Origin of the sequence: Campylobacter hepaticus, assembly GCF_001687475.2 — a bacterium.
GTDB classification, from domain to species: domain Bacteria; phylum Campylobacterota; class Campylobacteria; order Campylobacterales; family Campylobacteraceae; genus Campylobacter_D; species Campylobacter_D hepaticus.
Genome location: NZ_CP031611.1, coordinates 911,532 through 927,248, shown reverse-complemented (window position 1 = coordinate 927,248; position 15,717 = coordinate 911,532). Strand labels below are relative to the sequence as shown.

Annotated in this window: 12 protein-coding genes and 1 other RNA gene; 6 read left to right on the top strand and 7 right to left on the bottom strand. The window is 30.6% G+C overall.

What is annotated here, in order from left to right; all coding sequences use genetic code 11:
• Nucleotides 1-18: 18 nt before the first annotated feature.
• Together A2J15_RS04600 and ruvB are read right to left on the bottom strand one after the other, a co-directional pair.
• Nucleotides 19-1,062, bottom strand: a complete 1,044-nt coding sequence (locus A2J15_RS04600) for an AI-2E family transporter (RefSeq protein ID WP_066777028.1) — start codon at nucleotides 1,060-1,062, stop codon at nucleotides 19-21.
• A 3-nt stretch (nucleotides 1,063-1,065) separates the two neighbouring features.
• Nucleotides 1,066-2,070, bottom strand: coding sequence for a Holliday junction branch migration DNA helicase RuvB (gene ruvB / locus A2J15_RS04595; RefSeq protein WP_066777029.1), 1,005 nt, complete (start codon nucleotides 2,068-2,070; stop codon nucleotides 1,066-1,068).
• A 93-nt stretch (nucleotides 2,071-2,163) separates the two neighbouring features.
• Between ruvB and A2J15_RS04590 the strand changes: the two genes are divergently transcribed.
• From A2J15_RS04590 to A2J15_RS04580, 3 genes are all read left to right on the top strand, one after another.
• Nucleotides 2,164-2,574, top strand: a complete 411-nt coding sequence (locus A2J15_RS04590; RefSeq protein WP_066777030.1) for a histidine phosphotransferase — start codon at nucleotides 2,164-2,166, stop codon at nucleotides 2,572-2,574.
• Nucleotides 2,575-2,932: a transfer-messenger RNA gene (gene ssrA / locus A2J15_RS04585) on the top strand.
• 373 nt (nucleotides 2,933-3,305) lie between these two features.
• Nucleotides 3,306-5,711 carry a beta strand repeat-containing protein gene (locus tag A2J15_RS04580; RefSeq protein WP_116980495.1) on the top strand — a complete coding sequence of 802 codons (2,406 nt, stop codon included), beginning with the start codon at nucleotides 3,306-3,308 and terminating at the stop codon, nucleotides 5,709-5,711.
• A gap of 95 nt (nucleotides 5,712-5,806) precedes the next feature.
• Here A2J15_RS04580 and A2J15_RS04575 read toward each other — a convergent pair whose 3' ends face one another.
• From A2J15_RS04575 to A2J15_RS04555, 5 genes are all read right to left on the bottom strand, one after another.
• On the bottom strand, nucleotides 5,807-6,457 hold the full coding sequence (locus A2J15_RS04575) for a hypothetical protein (RefSeq protein ID WP_066777177.1): 651 nt from the start codon (nucleotides 6,455-6,457) through the stop codon (nucleotides 5,807-5,809).
• 603 nt (nucleotides 6,458-7,060) lie between these two features.
• Nucleotides 7,061-7,396 (bottom strand): hypothetical protein, encoded by a 336-nt coding sequence (locus A2J15_RS04570; RefSeq protein WP_066777174.1) that lies wholly within the window; start codon nucleotides 7,394-7,396, stop codon nucleotides 7,061-7,063.
• Nucleotides 7,397-7,757: 361 nt separating this feature from the next.
• A complete protein-coding gene (gene hemH, locus A2J15_RS04565) occupies nucleotides 7,758-8,663 on the bottom strand; it encodes a ferrochelatase (protein ID WP_066777171.1) in 906 nt (301 codons plus the stop codon).
• Nucleotides 8,660-9,517: a Gfo/Idh/MocA family protein gene (locus A2J15_RS04560; protein WP_066777168.1), complete on the bottom strand. Its 858-nt coding sequence runs from the start codon at nucleotides 9,515-9,517 to the stop codon at nucleotides 8,660-8,662. The genes hemH and A2J15_RS04560 overlap by 4 nt, the downstream gene beginning before the upstream one ends.
• 3 nt (nucleotides 9,518-9,520) lie before the next feature.
• Nucleotides 9,521-10,594 carry a DegT/DnrJ/EryC1/StrS family aminotransferase gene (locus A2J15_RS04555; protein ID WP_066777166.1) on the bottom strand — a complete coding sequence of 358 codons (1,074 nt, stop codon included), beginning with the start codon at nucleotides 10,592-10,594 and terminating at the stop codon, nucleotides 9,521-9,523.
• A gap of 112 nt (nucleotides 10,595-10,706) precedes the next feature.
• On the opposite strand from A2J15_RS04555, the gene alaS reads away from it, so the two are divergent.
• Genes alaS through A2J15_RS04540 form a run of 3 tightly spaced genes read left to right on the top strand, consistent with a single transcriptional unit; the run spans nucleotide 10,707 to nucleotide 15,714 of the window.
• A complete protein-coding gene (gene alaS / locus A2J15_RS04550; RefSeq protein WP_066777163.1) occupies nucleotides 10,707-13,235 on the top strand; it encodes an alanine--tRNA ligase in 2,529 nt (842 codons plus the stop codon).
• Nucleotides 13,235-13,786: a septum formation inhibitor Maf gene (gene maf / locus A2J15_RS04545; RefSeq protein WP_066777161.1), complete on the top strand. Its 552-nt coding sequence runs from the start codon at nucleotides 13,235-13,237 to the stop codon at nucleotides 13,784-13,786. Before alaS ends, maf begins: the two co-directional genes overlap by 1 nt.
• Nucleotides 13,783-15,714 carry a penicillin-binding protein 1A gene (locus tag A2J15_RS04540; protein ID WP_066777158.1) on the top strand — a complete coding sequence of 644 codons (1,932 nt, stop codon included), beginning with the start codon at nucleotides 13,783-13,785 and terminating at the stop codon, nucleotides 15,712-15,714. The genes maf and A2J15_RS04540 overlap by 4 nt, the downstream gene beginning before the upstream one ends.
• Nucleotides 15,715-15,717: the final 3 nt, after the last annotated feature.

Sequence of the window (15,717 nt, the reverse complement as noted above, 5' to 3'; positions counted from 1 at the left end):
TTTGCCTTTTTGGCAAGTTTATATTAAATTTTTCTCTTTTAATATACTATACATTCTTAAAGTAGACATAAAAAAAGTTAAAATTGCAGGTCCTAAAATAATACCCCAAAACCCAAAGGTTGAAATCCCTGCTATCATGGCTAAGAAAATTAAAAGTTCATTGATTTTTGTAGGAGTTTTAACTAGTTTTTTATTGATCCACTTAATAATCAAAGGTTTGATTAAAGTATCTGCGATAAAAGAAATAACAAGCACACAGTAAATAAAAATCACAAGAGCTGAATGTAAACCATTATAAGCAAATTCATAAAGACTAAGAGGTATATAAACTAAAGCCCCTCCTATAGCAGGTATGAGAGAGCTTAGTGCAAAAATCACACCCATTAAAACCCCATCATAATCATAAAGCATAGTAATCAAACCAAAAAGTGCACCTTGAAAAATAGCAACAATCACCATAGAATAAAGCACCACAGCCATAACATTGCCCACTTCGCTTAAAACATCATCAAGTTCTTTTTTATCAATAGGAATAATAGACTTAAGATAAATTACTAGTTCTGTCCCGTATAAATTAGCAAAAAAGTAAAATATACAAATTAAAACCATATCTATAAGAAATTTAGCCCCTGATTTAGTAAAGCTTGAAACATAACTTAAAATTTGTTGAGAAATGCTATTTAAGTCTATAGAGCTTAGAGCTTCTTGAATTTTAGGCTTTAAAAAGCTTAAACTTTCAGGCAAAGAAAAATGATAGCTTTTTATATAATCAAGAGTTTGAGTGATTAAATGAATATCAAAATTTTTTAAAGCTTTAGCAAGTTCTATCATAGTATAAACAAAGGGTGCAAAAAAAAGCAAAACCATGCAAGAAGTAGTAAGTACACAAGCAAGGAATTTACGACCTTTGGTGAGATTTAAAAATTTAGTATGGATATTTGCAGTAGCTACTGCCATTAAACTAGCGATAATAATAACAAGCAAAAAACCTTTAAAAAGATATAGCAAAAGCAATAAAACTACTAAAATAAAACTTATAAGAAAAAATTTACCATTTTGCAAAATCTACCCCTCAAATAAATTTTTTTCGTACTTAAGTTTTAAAGCTTTAAAACTTTTAGCATTTGCTATACGCCCTTTTGCTGTACGTTCTATATAGCCATTTGCAAGCAAATAAGGTTCAATCACATCTTCTATAGTGTTTTCATCCTCGCTTAAGGCTGCTGCTATGCTTGCAAGCCCCATGGGTTTTTTAGCTGAGCTTAAAAGTTCAAGATATCTTAAGTCCATTGCATCAAAGCCTAGTTCATTAACCCCTAAAGAATTTAAAGCCTCATGCGCTCTTTTTAATGTAATCACATCTTCGTCCCTAACATCAGCAAAATCACGCACTCTTTTTAGCAATCTTAAAGCTATTCTAGGAGTAGAACGTGATCTTTTAGCTATTTCAAAAGCAGCTTGTTCTTCGCAAGTTTTATGGAGTTTTAAAGCTGCTTTTTGAAGTATGATAGCAAGTTCATCATCTTTATAAAATTCAAGGCGAAATTGCATGCCAAAGCGATCACGCAAAGGATTGCTTAGCATGCCAGCACGCGTTGTAGCTCCAATAAGTGTGAATTTAGGTAAGTCTATTTTTATAGTTTGTGCTGCAGGACCACTTCCTATGATAATATCAAGCCGGTAGTCTTCCATAGCCGGATAAAGCACTTCTTCAATGGCAGGACTTAAACGATGAATTTCATCAATAAAAAGTATATCCCCTTCATTAAGATTAGTTAAAATAGCTGCTAAATCTCCACTTTTTTCTATCATAGGCGCTGCTGTAGTTTTGATACTTGCACCCATTTCATAAGCAATAATATTTGCCAAAGTAGTTTTTCCAAGTCCTGCTGGTCCACTAAAAAGTATGTGATCTAAACATTCTTGACGCTTCTTAGCTGCTTGTATAAAAACATATAAATTTTTTTTGATCTTTTCTTGTCCTATATAAGCTTCAAAATTTGAAGGACGCAGCGAGGTTTCATAGTTTTCATCAAAGGAATATTTTTCTATTTCTACTATTCTATCCATATCTTTACTTATTATTTTAGAAAAATTAAAATAAGATTTTAGCTAAAATTTGCTAGAATTTAAATTAAACTCTAAAGAATTATGGTTTAAAAAATGGGAATTTTAACAAAATTAGAATTAGATTATGAAAGCGATGATATAGAAAAATTTTTACAATTTTTCAGAACCATGTGCGATAGATTTGAACCCTTGATCATTAAACTAGGAAGTGATGCTTTGCGTTATAAAGAAGCTATAAAAGAATTAGGGGTTTTAATCCACAATACCGCTTGGGCATCAAGACGTCTAAATCTTGAAGAACTTACTGATTTTTGCGTCTTTTGTGAAGAGATGATGATACAAGCTGATCGTTTTAAAGGTCCTGCTAGTGAGGAGTTTACAGACTGGATGCTTTTAGTAAGTGATCAATTTGAAAAATATTGTCGTTCTTATGAAAACGATGATGCGGTTTTAGCTCTTTTTAATCCTTTAATTGTTAATGTTCCAAATATTATTTCTAAATAAGGGAGTGACTTGGCTTCGACAAGAATAATCCTGTTTGGATGGCATGTCGCTTTGGGCAAAGCGTAAAAAGCCTAAATAAAATTAAACGCAAACAACGTTAAATTTGCTCCTGCTTACGCTAAAGCTGCGTAAGTTCAGTTGAGCCTGAAATCAAGCCATACTATCTAACTTGTTTTTCGGTCATTTTGATAGTGTAGTCTTAACTTTTGACAAATTTTAAGATGAAATAAATTCTTAGCCTTACTTTTAAGTTTTGGAAGATGAGCGAAGTAGGGTGAAAAAGTCATCTTTGCTAAGCATGTAGAGGTCTTTATGGGCTTATTTTTGGACAGGGGTTCGATTCCCCTCACTTCCACCAAGATTTTTAAACTTTTAAAACAATGAATTTTGTGTTTTATTTTATATAATTTTTACCTTAGTTTAAGATATTAAAACTATATCTAATTCTATAAATTTTGCTATCAAAACTTCTTTTTAACCTTCCTTTAAAACAAAATTACTTATTATTGCTTATTTACTTTATGTATTTTATCTTACTTTTAAGATGAAACATTTTATATAAATTGATTCATTTAAGTTTGTGTTTGAATAATTTATTAAACACTAAAAATCAATATCTAGTTTTTATAATATTTTAGTTTTTACAATTTTTGTATTTTTTTAAAATAAAGGATAATATTTTATGAAAAAATTATATTTAAAGTCTAGTGTATACAACACGGGGGGGGGTAATGGCTTCTTCCAAAAAACTTATTTTATCTTTAGCTACTATTTCTTGTTTAAGCTCTTTAGCCTTAGCTCAAATTAGTGGACCACCTTACGCTATACCTTATACTCAAGGAAATAATTACTACTATACTCTTTTAGGATATTATCCAGGAACTCAAATTGAAGTAAATGGTAATGGAAGTACCAATAGCATCTTTTTAGGTAGATATGCTTATGTTAAAAATGGTGATGGATCAAAAACAATTTATGCTTATGTGGATAATTCTGATAAAATCAATATACCTTATATAATTAATAAAGGAATCATAGCTGGTTCTTTAAACATAGAAAACAAAAATCAAACTCAAAAAGATGCATCCATAAATGTTAACACCATAGACAATCAAGGCTTTCTTAAAAATGCCTACATAGGAATTTGGGGAGATAAACAAGCAAACATAACAATAAACTCTTTTTCAAACTCAGGCATTGTCTATAACTCACAAGATCAAGCAATATATCTTGAAAAAAATGTACAAATCACTGATTTTACCAATACCGGGCTCATCGCAGGAACAACAAATAAACTCATATTTGGCAGTCAAAATGTAAGCAGTATCCAAATAGGAAAAGATCAAGAATCATTACAGCGTTCCTCTACCACCACTACCATAAAAAACTTTAAAAACCAAGGTCTAATAGGAAATAGCAACCAAGACGCCAATGCCATTGGCTTTAATAGTGCAAACCTCACTACCTTCATCAACACCCAATTAATCCTAAGTCAAGGAAAAGCCATACATCTTGAAAGTACCCACATTACAAACTTTATCAATAGAGGCTTTATAGGAGCTTATGGACCTTATACTTTTGGCAATACCTCAAATTCATCAGGTATTACCATTTTACGCAGCACCATTGATAATTTTATCAATACAGGTATTATCTCAGGAGTAATAGGTGTAAATCTATCAGGAGATATTTCAACCTTTATCAATACAGGTTTTATAAGATCAACCGATAGCACTAGTGAACAACGTGCAGCCATAAATTTATTTAACACAGATAGTAAAGCACCAAATATTGATTATCTTATCAACGCAGGTACTCTTGACTCACAATCTCAAGGCATACTCATAACAGCAGGAAGCACTATAAACAATCTTTTTAATACAGGAACCATAAAAGCACAAAAAGATGGTATCACTTTTATTTCAGAAAACCATACTCAAAATGATATAAAAATAGGTAAAATCATCCTAACAAAAGATAGCAGCATAGATGCCACACAAAACGCTATCAATGTAAATTTAGTACAAAGTAGTAGGAATTCTCACAACAAAAACCTCTCTATAGACTCCATAAACATCCAAGAAGGTGCCAAGGTTTCTGGGCAAGAAGTAGGTATAAAAATAGAAAAAAGCAATGGCTCTGGTTCTAGATCTGTAGGTCAAATCATAGTAGCTGGAGAAGTCTCAGGTAAGGAAGGTGGTATAGTCAACGAAGGCACCATAAAAGCTAGTGATAACACAGCCATCATAGTAAAAGAAAGTGGAAGCATCACTTCAAGTAATGGTAAATCGGCTATAGTAAATAAAGGAAGCATAGAAGGTGATATTAAAATCCAAGGTACTCTAAGTTCTATTGAAAACTCTTCTACCATAAAAGGAAACATTACAAACAATGGTTCTAATAATTTAGAAATAAAAAATCAAAACAGCGCCAAAATAGAAGGAAATTTATTTAATACCGGAAAAGGTAAATTAACTATAGAAAACCAAAACAATGGTAGTAGTACTGCTACTATAAGTGGAAATATAGCCAACACAGGAGATGGTAGTTTAATGCTTAATAACTCCTCCACTTTAACAGGAAATATATACAATTATGGAAGTGGTAAATTAACTATAGAAAACCAAACTAATACTCAAAATGGCAATACTTCCATCTCAGGTTATGTTGCAAACATAGGAATGGGTCAATTAGAACTCATGAATAATGCAAGCATTAGTGGAAGTGCTTATAATATAGGAGGAGGTAGTTTAATGCTTAATAACTCCTCCACTTTAAAAAGTGTATACAATTATGGAAGTGGCGATTTAAAAATAGAAAATAAAAATAGTGCTACTATTAATTCTATCATGAATCAAGGAAGTGGTAATGTAATACTTGATAATAGTGCTACTATAACTCAAGGCATCACAAATCAAGGAACAGGTAATTTAATGATAACTAACCAAAGTGGTGCTAGCATTGAAAATATTAGCAATGAAAGCTCAGGCGATGTAATGCTTAACAACACTGGTTCTATAACAAAAGGTATAACAAACTCTGGTAATGGTAATCTAAACCTAACCAACCAAGAAAATGCCTCCACTTATGGTGGCAGTGTTGTTATAGGGTTATGTTACCTGAGTCTTCATTTGTGATAGCTCCTAAGATGGTAGCATTTTTTTTGTTATGTAAATTGATATTGCCATTTGCATTATTACTTATATCTCCTATTATTTTAGCATTGGAAGAATTAGTAAGATTTAAGACTCCTAAATCTTGGTTGCTTATATTTCCTAAAATGGAAGCACCTTTTTGATTGTTTAGGACTAAAATCCCTTTTTGCATTATTAGATATATTTCCTTTTATGCTAGCATCAGTATTTTCATCGTCTTTGTTTTCTATGCTTAAATAGCCATCTGCATTGTTTAATATGTTTGCATTTATTTTTGTATTATTTATAATATTTAGTTCGCCTGAGTCTTCATTTGTGATAATTCCACTAATACCTTGGGATGAGGAGTTGATAAGATTTAGTTTTCCTAGGTCGGCATTTATGATAGCTGCTGTAATACTAGCATGGTCTTTGTTTTTTATGTTTAATTTTCCTAAGCCTTTGTTTATAATCCATTTTGAGATATTGGCTTGATCTTTGTTATCTATATCTAGTTTTGCTGAGTTGGTATTGCTTATACCTTTTATGATTTGTGCATCTGTTTGGTTTTTTATACTTAGATCATTGAGGCTAGTGTTGATGATATTTTGGGCTATGATTCCTTCATTAAGGATATCAGCCTCTTTGCCGGAGAGTTCTCCAGAAACTACGATTTGACCTGTTATTTTTTGATTTGGTCCTACATATATGCCAGCTTTATCTCCATGGACTTTAGCTCCTTTTTTCACATTTATAGAACCTATAGCAAGAGTTTTGTTTCCTATTAAATTGACATTGATAGCATTTTTTCCTGCTTGTATGTTGCTATTTTCTTTTAGGATGATTTGATCTATGATATTTTCTTCATCTTGGTTTGATCCTATAAAAGATATGCCATGAGATTGTGCTTTTATGGTTCCATTATTGTTTAGGGTATTTATTTTACTTCCTGTTTGAAGTACAATGGCATTATGTTTTGAGTCAATGATGCCTGTATTGTTGAAATTAATAATAATGCCATTTTTATAAATACACTTTTGTTTGCACCTAATAGTTTTCCGCTATTATTAAAATTGGTTATAATAGGTTTACTTTCTTTGCTTCCATGCATCATGATACCAAATACAGAGTCTTTGCTTCCTATAGTACCTTCGTTATTAAAATTTTCTATTGTAACGCTTTTATCATTTTTTTGCGCTATTTTAACTCCTGAAGCGTGAGTTGCTCCTATGATAGTGCCTTTATTATTGAAATTTTTTACTTGAACATTGCCTTCAAAAAATACCCCATTAACATTGGGCGAGTGTATATCTTTTGTATTTTCAAAATTATCTATAATTATATTTCCTTCATTACCTCATTCCTATGTAAATATTACCATTAATAGTTCCTTTGTTAAGGATGGTAGTGACATTAAGCATATCAGTATTGCTTCCATAAACATGGATGGCTTTTTCTGTAATGCTTATAAGGTTGGCTGTGTTAGTTAGTGTTGCGTCCTTTTGTATGGTTAAAGAATTGGTGCTGTTGTGACCTTGAATTTGTATGGTGCCTGTTTGATCGTTAGTGATGGTACAAGTGTTGCCAGTGCAATTTGGTCCAGTGATTTCAGCCGTGCTATAAGAATTGAAAAAAGAAATGGCAGCTAAAGATAAAACAAGTTTTGTTGACGATGAAGAACAATGCATGTTAATAACTCCTCCCTTTTTGTTTTTTAGAATAATTTTCATTACAAAAATAGTTTTTAGTTTGCAAAATAATTTTGCATTTTAAAAATATTTTTGTTTGAAAAATTCTTTTTAAGATTTTTATAATTTATCTTTAAAAATAAAAGTAAGATAAAATACAAAAATCAACTGAGTAATAATAAGCAATATATCTTTAAAAAAAGATTAAATCATTATAATTTTATTATGAAGTATTTAAAAATTTATTGTTTTATAAGTCTTGAAATATAGGTAAAATTTGACTTTGATGAAATTTATAAATAATATTTAATATCAATAAGAAATAAAATCTTATTGATATGATTTTGATAAAGTTTATCGATTAGCTTTTAAGAGAATTTAAAATAAAGTTTATGAATTCATCACTATCATTAGGGCAAGGTATAAGATCATAATGTTGTTTGGCTAAATGTTTATATTCTATGCCTAATTCAAAAATAGTTTCTGAACAGTCTATGCAAAAAGATATAGGGTAGATTAAAGCTTGCTTGTTTAAATTTGCTAATATATCACTTGTGTTTGGTTCAAGCCATTTAACAGGACCTAGTTTTGATTGGTAAGCTAAAATAAATTCATCAAAATGATCTTTTAAATTTTCTTTTAAAATTTTTACATGCTCGTTGACTTGTTTTTCATATAAATCACCTTTTTTTATTAAAGAAATAGGCAAAGAATGGGCTGAAAAAATTAAAATTTTGGCTTTGCATTCTTCTTGTTTTTTTAAGATGTGCGAGATAATCATTTGATTGTATAAGGCGTCTTTGTAAAAAACATCAATGGTTTTTATTTTAGCTTGAATATTTAAAGCTTGAATTTCATTTTGTAAAACTTCAAGAGAAGTGCTTACTGTGGTAGAGGAATGATGAGGATAAAGGGGAAAAAGGATTAACTCATCTTCTTTATTAAAATGGTATTTTTTTAGTACTTCTTTTGCAAAAGGGGGCACATAAAGATTGACAAAATCAAATTGAAAATCGTTTTGTTTTGAATTTAATTTATCACATAAACTTTGTGTGATTTCATTTAAGGGAGATTTGCCCCCCATTTGTTTATAATTTTCTTGCATGGCTTTTTTACGTGATTTTGTTATAACCCATGCTAATAATTTTCTTAAAAATTTGTTTTTAATGCTTAGTATATAAGGATCATTAAACATATTTTTCAAGAAAGTTTCACATTCTTGTAGATTGTTTGCTCCTCCCATATTTAAAAATAAAACTAATTTCATATAAACCTTTCTAAAATTTCTTGTATTTTATAAGCATCATAAGCATTTGCTAAATGATGAGGCTTGTTGTTTGCTAAATTTAATAAAGCTTCGTGTTGTCCAAAAAGAGGACTTTGTTGATTTGTTTTTAAGGGTTTTCCATCTTTAAATAAAGAAAAATCATTTAAATTTGCTTCATAAAAATGTTTTTGAGTGATAAGATGAAGTTTTCTAAGCTTTTGGGTGCTGTTCCAACTTTGATGTATGCTAGCTATACTTTTTTCGAGTTCGCATAAAAATATACTTTCGCTTTCTTTTTTTGGATCTTGGGTGTATTTTTTAAGTAAATTGGTTTTAAGTATATTTTGTTTGCTTAAAAAGGTTAATAAGTCTAAATCGTGCACTGATAAATCATGTAAAATTCCTACATCGTGAATTCTTTGAGGATAAGAAGAAAATCTTCGTATATTAATACTAATGATTTCTTGGTCGTATAAATCTTGTTTTAAGCTTATAAGGGCTGGATTAAATCTTTCACAAAAACCTACAGCGAGTTTTACTTGGTGTTTTTGAGCTAGGTTTATGATTTGAGAAATTTCATTTAGATTAAGCGCTAAGGGTTTTTCAATGAGTACGTTTTTACAATATGGAAAAACTTTTTTTGCAAGTTCTAAGTGCGAATTAGTAGGGGTTGCTATAATGATAATATCATTTTTTTGTTTTAAAAAATCTTCTAGTTTATTAAAAAAGGGTTGGTGTGATTTTTCATTTTGTACTAGATCAAATAAGGCATTTATTTTAAAATGAGGGTTTTTTGTAAGTTCGTTTAAGTGATTTTGCCCCATTTTTCCTAGACCTATAATACCTATTTTCATAGATTAGTCCTTAAAAACCGCTATAACTTGATCTTGTTCTTTTTGGCTTAAAAAAGGTGAAAAAGGTAAAGATAAGATATGATCGCTAGCATATTGTGCGTTTTTAAGTTCTAAATTTGAAAATGTACTAAAACAAGGTTGTTTATGTAAAGGGGTGGGATAGTGTATAGCATAAGGTATATTTGCTTTTTCAAATTTTTTTAATATACTTGGTCTGTCTTCTACTAAAATACTGTATTGTGCGTAAGTGCTAAAAGCATTTGGATGGATTTTAGGGATTTGGCAATTTTTTAAGTTAGTATCATAAATTTGGGCTAATTTTTGTCTTTGATTTAATTCTTCTTGGAAGTGTTTGAGTTTTACATTTAAAATTGCTGCTTGTAGGGTATCAAGGCGTGCATTTATCCCTATGAGCTCATGTTTGTAGCGTTGGGTTTGTCCGTGATTGAGTAAAATTTTAATTTTTTTGGCTAGTTCATCATCATGGCAAAAAACTGCTCCTCCATCTCCATAAGCGCCTAAAGGTTTGGATGGGAAAAAGCTTGTGCAAGAAATTTTAGCAATAGAGCATGATTTTTCTTGTTTAAAACTTGCACCAAAACTTTGTGCTCCATCTTCAATTAAAGCGATATTTTTTTCTTTTAAGATGTTATTTAACATTCTTAAATCACTCATTTGTCCAAACATGCTTACTGCTATAACTGCTTTAGTTTTAGGGCTTATGGCTTTTTTTACAGCATTAAAATCAAGATTATAATTTGATAAATCAATATCTATAAAAACAGGTTTAGCCCCTACTAAGCTAACCATTTCAGCTGTGGCTATAAAAGTAAAGCTAGGCACTATAACTTCATCATCTTTTCCAATATCTAAAGCTCTTAAAGCAAGATATAAAGCGCTTGTACCACTAGAACAAGTAATAGCGTGTTTAATATTTGCAAAATGGGCTAAATTTTGTTCTAATTCTTGTAGTTTTTCGCCCCCTATAAAAGAAGAACTTGATAAAACACTTTGTATTTGTTCATCGATTTCATCTTTATAGGCAAGATATTGAGCTTGAAGATTGATAAAATTCATAAAAAACCTTAGTGAAGATAAAATAAAATATTTATTGTATTTTAGTTTTACTTAATTTAAAGTAATTTTGGTATGATATATTTATAATAAAAATTCTATTAGGAAAACTTAAATGGATATACGAAAAGCTTATTTAGATTTTTTTGCATCAAAAGGACACGAAGTTACTCCTTCAAGTCCTTTAGTGCCCGATGATACAACTTTACTTTTTACTAATGCAGGCATGGTGCCTTTTAAAAATATTTTTACAGGTGAAATTCCTTGTCCAAATCCTCCACGCAAAACCAGTTGTCAAACTTGTATTAGAGCAGGGGGTAAACATAATGATTTAGATAATGTAGGATATACTGCGCGCCATCATACCTTTTTTGAAATGCTTGGGAATTTTAGTTTTGGTGACTATTTTAAAGAAGAGGCTATAGCTTATGCTTGGGAATTTGTTAGTGAGGTTTTAGAATTGCCTAAAGATAAACTCTATGTAACTGTGCATGAAAATGATAATGAAGCTTTTAAGTTGTGGCAAAAGCATATTTCAAAAGATAGAATTTATCAATTTGGCGATAAGGATAATTTCTGGCAAATGGGAGATACTGGTCCTTGTGGTCCTTGTAGTGAGATTTTTTATGATCAAGGTGCACAACATTTTCATGGCAATGAAGATTATATGGGTGGTGATGGAGATAGATTTTTAGAAATTTGGAACCTTGTTTTTATGCAGTATGAAAGGGATACTGATGGAAAGCTTAGTCCTTTGCCAAAACCAAGTATTGATACAGGTATGGGACTTGAAAGGGTTAGTGCGATTAAAGAAGGAAAGTTAAGCAATTTTGATAGTTCGCTTTTTATGCCTATTATCAATGAAATAGCAAGGCTTTGTAAACAAAGTTATGTTTATGAAAGCGGGGCTAGTTTTAGGGTTATAGCAGATCATATTAAATCAAGTGTGTTTTTACTTGCACAAGGTACAAGTTTTGATAAAGAAGGCAGGGGTTATGTTTTGCGTCGTATTTTGCGTCGTGCTTTAAGACATGGTTATTTGCTAGGATTTAAAGATCCTTTTATGTATAAACTTGTAGATGTAGTTTGTGAGCTTATGAGTAGACATTATACTTATCTTAATGAGAAAAAAGATTTTGTAAAAGAACAAATTCGCCTTGAAGAAGAAAGATTTTTAAATACTATAGAACATGGTATAGCAATTTTTAATGAAGAGCTTAAAAATACTCAAGGAATTTTTAGCGGAGAGGTGGCGTTTAAACTTTATGATACTTATGGTTTTCCGCTTGATTTGACTGCAGATATGCTAAAAGAAAAAAATCTTAAGGTAGATGAAGAACGTTTTGAGCTTTTAATGAATGAACAAAAAGTCCGTGCTAAAGCTTCTTGGAAAGGGAGCGGAGATAAGTTTGCTAGCGGGGATTTTAAAAATTTACTTGAGAAATTTGGAGAAAATGATTTTATAGGTTATGAAAATACACAATGTCAAAGTAAAATTTTAGCCCTTTTAGATGAAAATTTTAAAGAAGTTTCAAGTCTTAAAGATGCAGGTTGGGTTATGCTTGAGCAAACGCCTTTTTATGCTACAAGCGGAGGGCAAAGTGCTGATAGTGGTTTTATAGCTAATCGTGAAGTTTTGGATACGCAGAAATTTTTTGGTCTTAATCTTAGTTTTGTTAAAGCTGGAGAAGAACTTAAGCTTAATGATAAGGTTTGTGCAAGAATTGATCAAGAAAAAAGAGAACAAATTGCGCGTCATCACTCAGCAACCCATCTTTTGCATCATGCTTTAAGAGAAATTTTAGGAGCTCATGTTAGCCAGGCTGGATCTTTGGTTGAAAGCAATAAATTGCGATTTGACTTTACTCATTATAAGGCTTTAGATAAAGAAGAAATAGCAAAGATTGAAAAAAGAGTTAATGAGATGATTATAGATTCAAAAGAAGCTATTTTAGAATATATGTCTTTAGAGGATGCTAAAAAAAGCGGTGCTATTGCTTTATTTAATGAAAAATATCAAGATAATGTACGCGTTTTAAGTTTGGGTGAGAGTAAGGAGCTTTGCGGAGGAACTCATGTAAAAAATACTGCTCAAATAGGAAGTTTTTATATCATTAAAGAAAGTGGTGTAAGTGCTGGAGTTAGGCGTATAGAAGCTGTTGTTTCTAAGGCGGCTTTACAATTTGTCAAAACTCAGTTTGAAGAACTTGCTAAAGTCAAAGATGAATTAAAAAATAATGATATTTTAAGTGCTATTAAAAAGCTTAAAAATGAAATTTTAAATTTAAAAAATGAACTTAAAAATTCTAGTAAATTAGAGCTTGATTCGTGCAGTATTAAAGGGGTTGAAATTTGTGTAAAGCGTGTAGATACAGGTGATATTAAAGCTATGATCGATCAATTTAAAAATCAATTTAGCAAAGCAGTTATTTTGCTTATACAAGTTAAAGATGGAAAAATTACTCTTGCTGCTGGAGTAAAAAATGCTCCTGTAAAAGCAGGAATTTTAGTTAAAGAAATTGCACAAATTTTAGGTGGAAAAGGTGGTGGACGTGATGATTTTGCAAGTGCTGGTGGTAAGGATCTTAGTAAAATTGATGAGGCTTTAAAGCAAAGTTTAGAATTTATAAAAAAAGAACTTTAATGCTTATACTTGCTTCAAGTTCTATATCAAGGGTGCGTTTGCTTGAACAAGCAAAGATTGATTTTAAGCAATTAAAATTAGATTATCAAGAAAATTTAGAAAAAAATGTTACACCTGCTTTTTATGTTCAAAATATAGTGCTTCAAAAAGAAAAACAGTTTTTACAGCTTTTAAAAAAGGATTTTCAAGATTGCAATCTACTTTTTGCTGATAGTATAGTTTGTGCGGGTGAGAAAATTTTAACTAAGGCTCAAAGTAAAAAAGAAGCTTATGAGATGCTTGCTTTACAAGATGGTAAAAGTGCAAGTGTTTTATCTGCTTTTTTACTCATAAAACCACAACAAAGGGTATTTTCTCTTTCAAAAACTAGTTTTTATTTTAGAAATTTTGATAAAAATGCTTTAAAAAATTACGTAGAAAGTGATCTTTACAAGGGTAAGGCAGGTTGCATGATGTGTGAAGGTTTTCATCGTGATTTTATCATAAAGCAAATAGGGAATTTAAGCACTGCTTTAGGGCTTGATACACAAACTTTAAAGGCCTATTTATGAAAATTTTAAAATATATTTTTTCATTTTTCATTTTTTTATTTATAAGTGGATTGGTTTATATTGCTTGTCTTTTCACAGAGGTTGATACCCAAGGTTATACTTTTAAAGAGTATAAACCTCCTCTTACAAGTCAGATTTATGATAAAAATGGTAGACTTGTAGCTAATATTTTTGAACAGCATCGTTTTTATGCTACTTATGAGGAATTACCACCCCGACTTATAGAAGCTTTAGTGGCTATAGAAGATACTAGTTTTTTTGAACACAATGGAGTAAATATCGATGCGATTTTTAGAGCGGCTATAAAGATTATAAAAAGCGGGGGAAAAACTGTTGAAGGAGCTTCTACTCTTACTCAACAATTCATTAAAAATACAGAATTGAGTTCTGAAAGAACCATAACACGTAAAATTCGTGAAGTATTGCTTGCTTATAAAATGGAAACTCTTTTAAGTAAAGAACAAATTTTAGAAAGATATTTAAATTTTATCTTTTTTGGGCACGGATATTATGGTGTTAAAACTGCAGCACAGGGATATTTTCATAAAAATTTAAATGAATTAAGTCTTAAAGAGATTGCTATGTTAGTAGGCATGCCAAAAGCGCCTAGCAGTTATGATCCTACTAAGCATCTTGATCTTTCTATTTCAAGGGCAAATAATGTTATTTTAAGAATGTATAATATAGGCTGGATTTCTAAAGCAGAATATGATAAAGCCATTAAAGAAATTCCAAAAGTTTATGATGAAACTCTTAGTCAAAATGCTGCTCCTTATGTTGTAGATGAAGTTATAAGACAACTTGGTTTAAATATTAAAAATCTTAAAACAGGTGGATATAAGATCATTTTAAACATAGATTTAGATGTTCAAGAATTAGCACAAAATGCTTTAAAATTTGGCTATGATGAGATTGTTAAACGTGATAAGGATGCAAATTTAAGTACTTTAAATGGAGCTATGGTAGTAGTTAATCATCAAAATGGAGATGTTTTGGCCTTAGTTGGAGGGGTGGATTATGATAAAAGCAATTATAATCGTGCCACTCAAAGTATGCGTCAGCCTGGAAGTGCTTTTAAACCTTTTGTGTATCAAATAGCTATTAATTTAGGATATTCTCCTATGAGTGAAATCGCTGATATTTCAAGGATTTTTAAAGGTGGTGCGGGGAATAATCAAGATTGGAAACCAAAAAATTATGGTGGAAGTTTTCAAGGACTTATTACTTTAAAACAAGCTCTTACAGGATCAAGAAATTTAGCTACTATTAATCTTGCTCTTGATATGGGTCTTGATGTAGTTCATTCAAAGCTTCTTGAAATGGGATTTAAAAATATTCCTTCTGATCTTTCTATAGTTCTTGGAAGTTTTGGAATTTCTCCTTTGGAATTTGCAAGATTTTATACTATGTTTGGAAATTATGGAGTCATAAAAGATCCTCAAATTATTAAAGAAGTAAGAGATAAAGAGGGAAATACAGTTTTAGAATTTAAATCAAATGAAACAAAAATCAGCGACGAGGCCCAAAGCTTTTTAGTTTTAGACATGATGAAAAATGTTGTTGAAAAAGGCACTGGACGTAATGCAAGGGTTAAAGATATAGAAATAGCAGGTAAAACAGGAACAACAAATAAAAGTGTGGATGCTTGGTTTTGTGGTATTACCCCTGAAATACAAGCTGTTATTTGGTATGGTAATGATAATAATAAAGCTATGCGTTATACAGAAGGAGGAGCTAGAACTGCTGCTCCTGTATTTAGAGAATTTTTAAGCAAATACATAGAAAAATTTCCTGATACAACTAGAAAATTTAGTATTCCAAAAGGTGTTTATCGTGGAAATTATAAAGGAGAAAGTGCTTATTATACCATTAAATCGCCTTTGCCAAAGGCAAATGCAAGTTTGAATGAAAGTGAGATTATATTTTGAAAG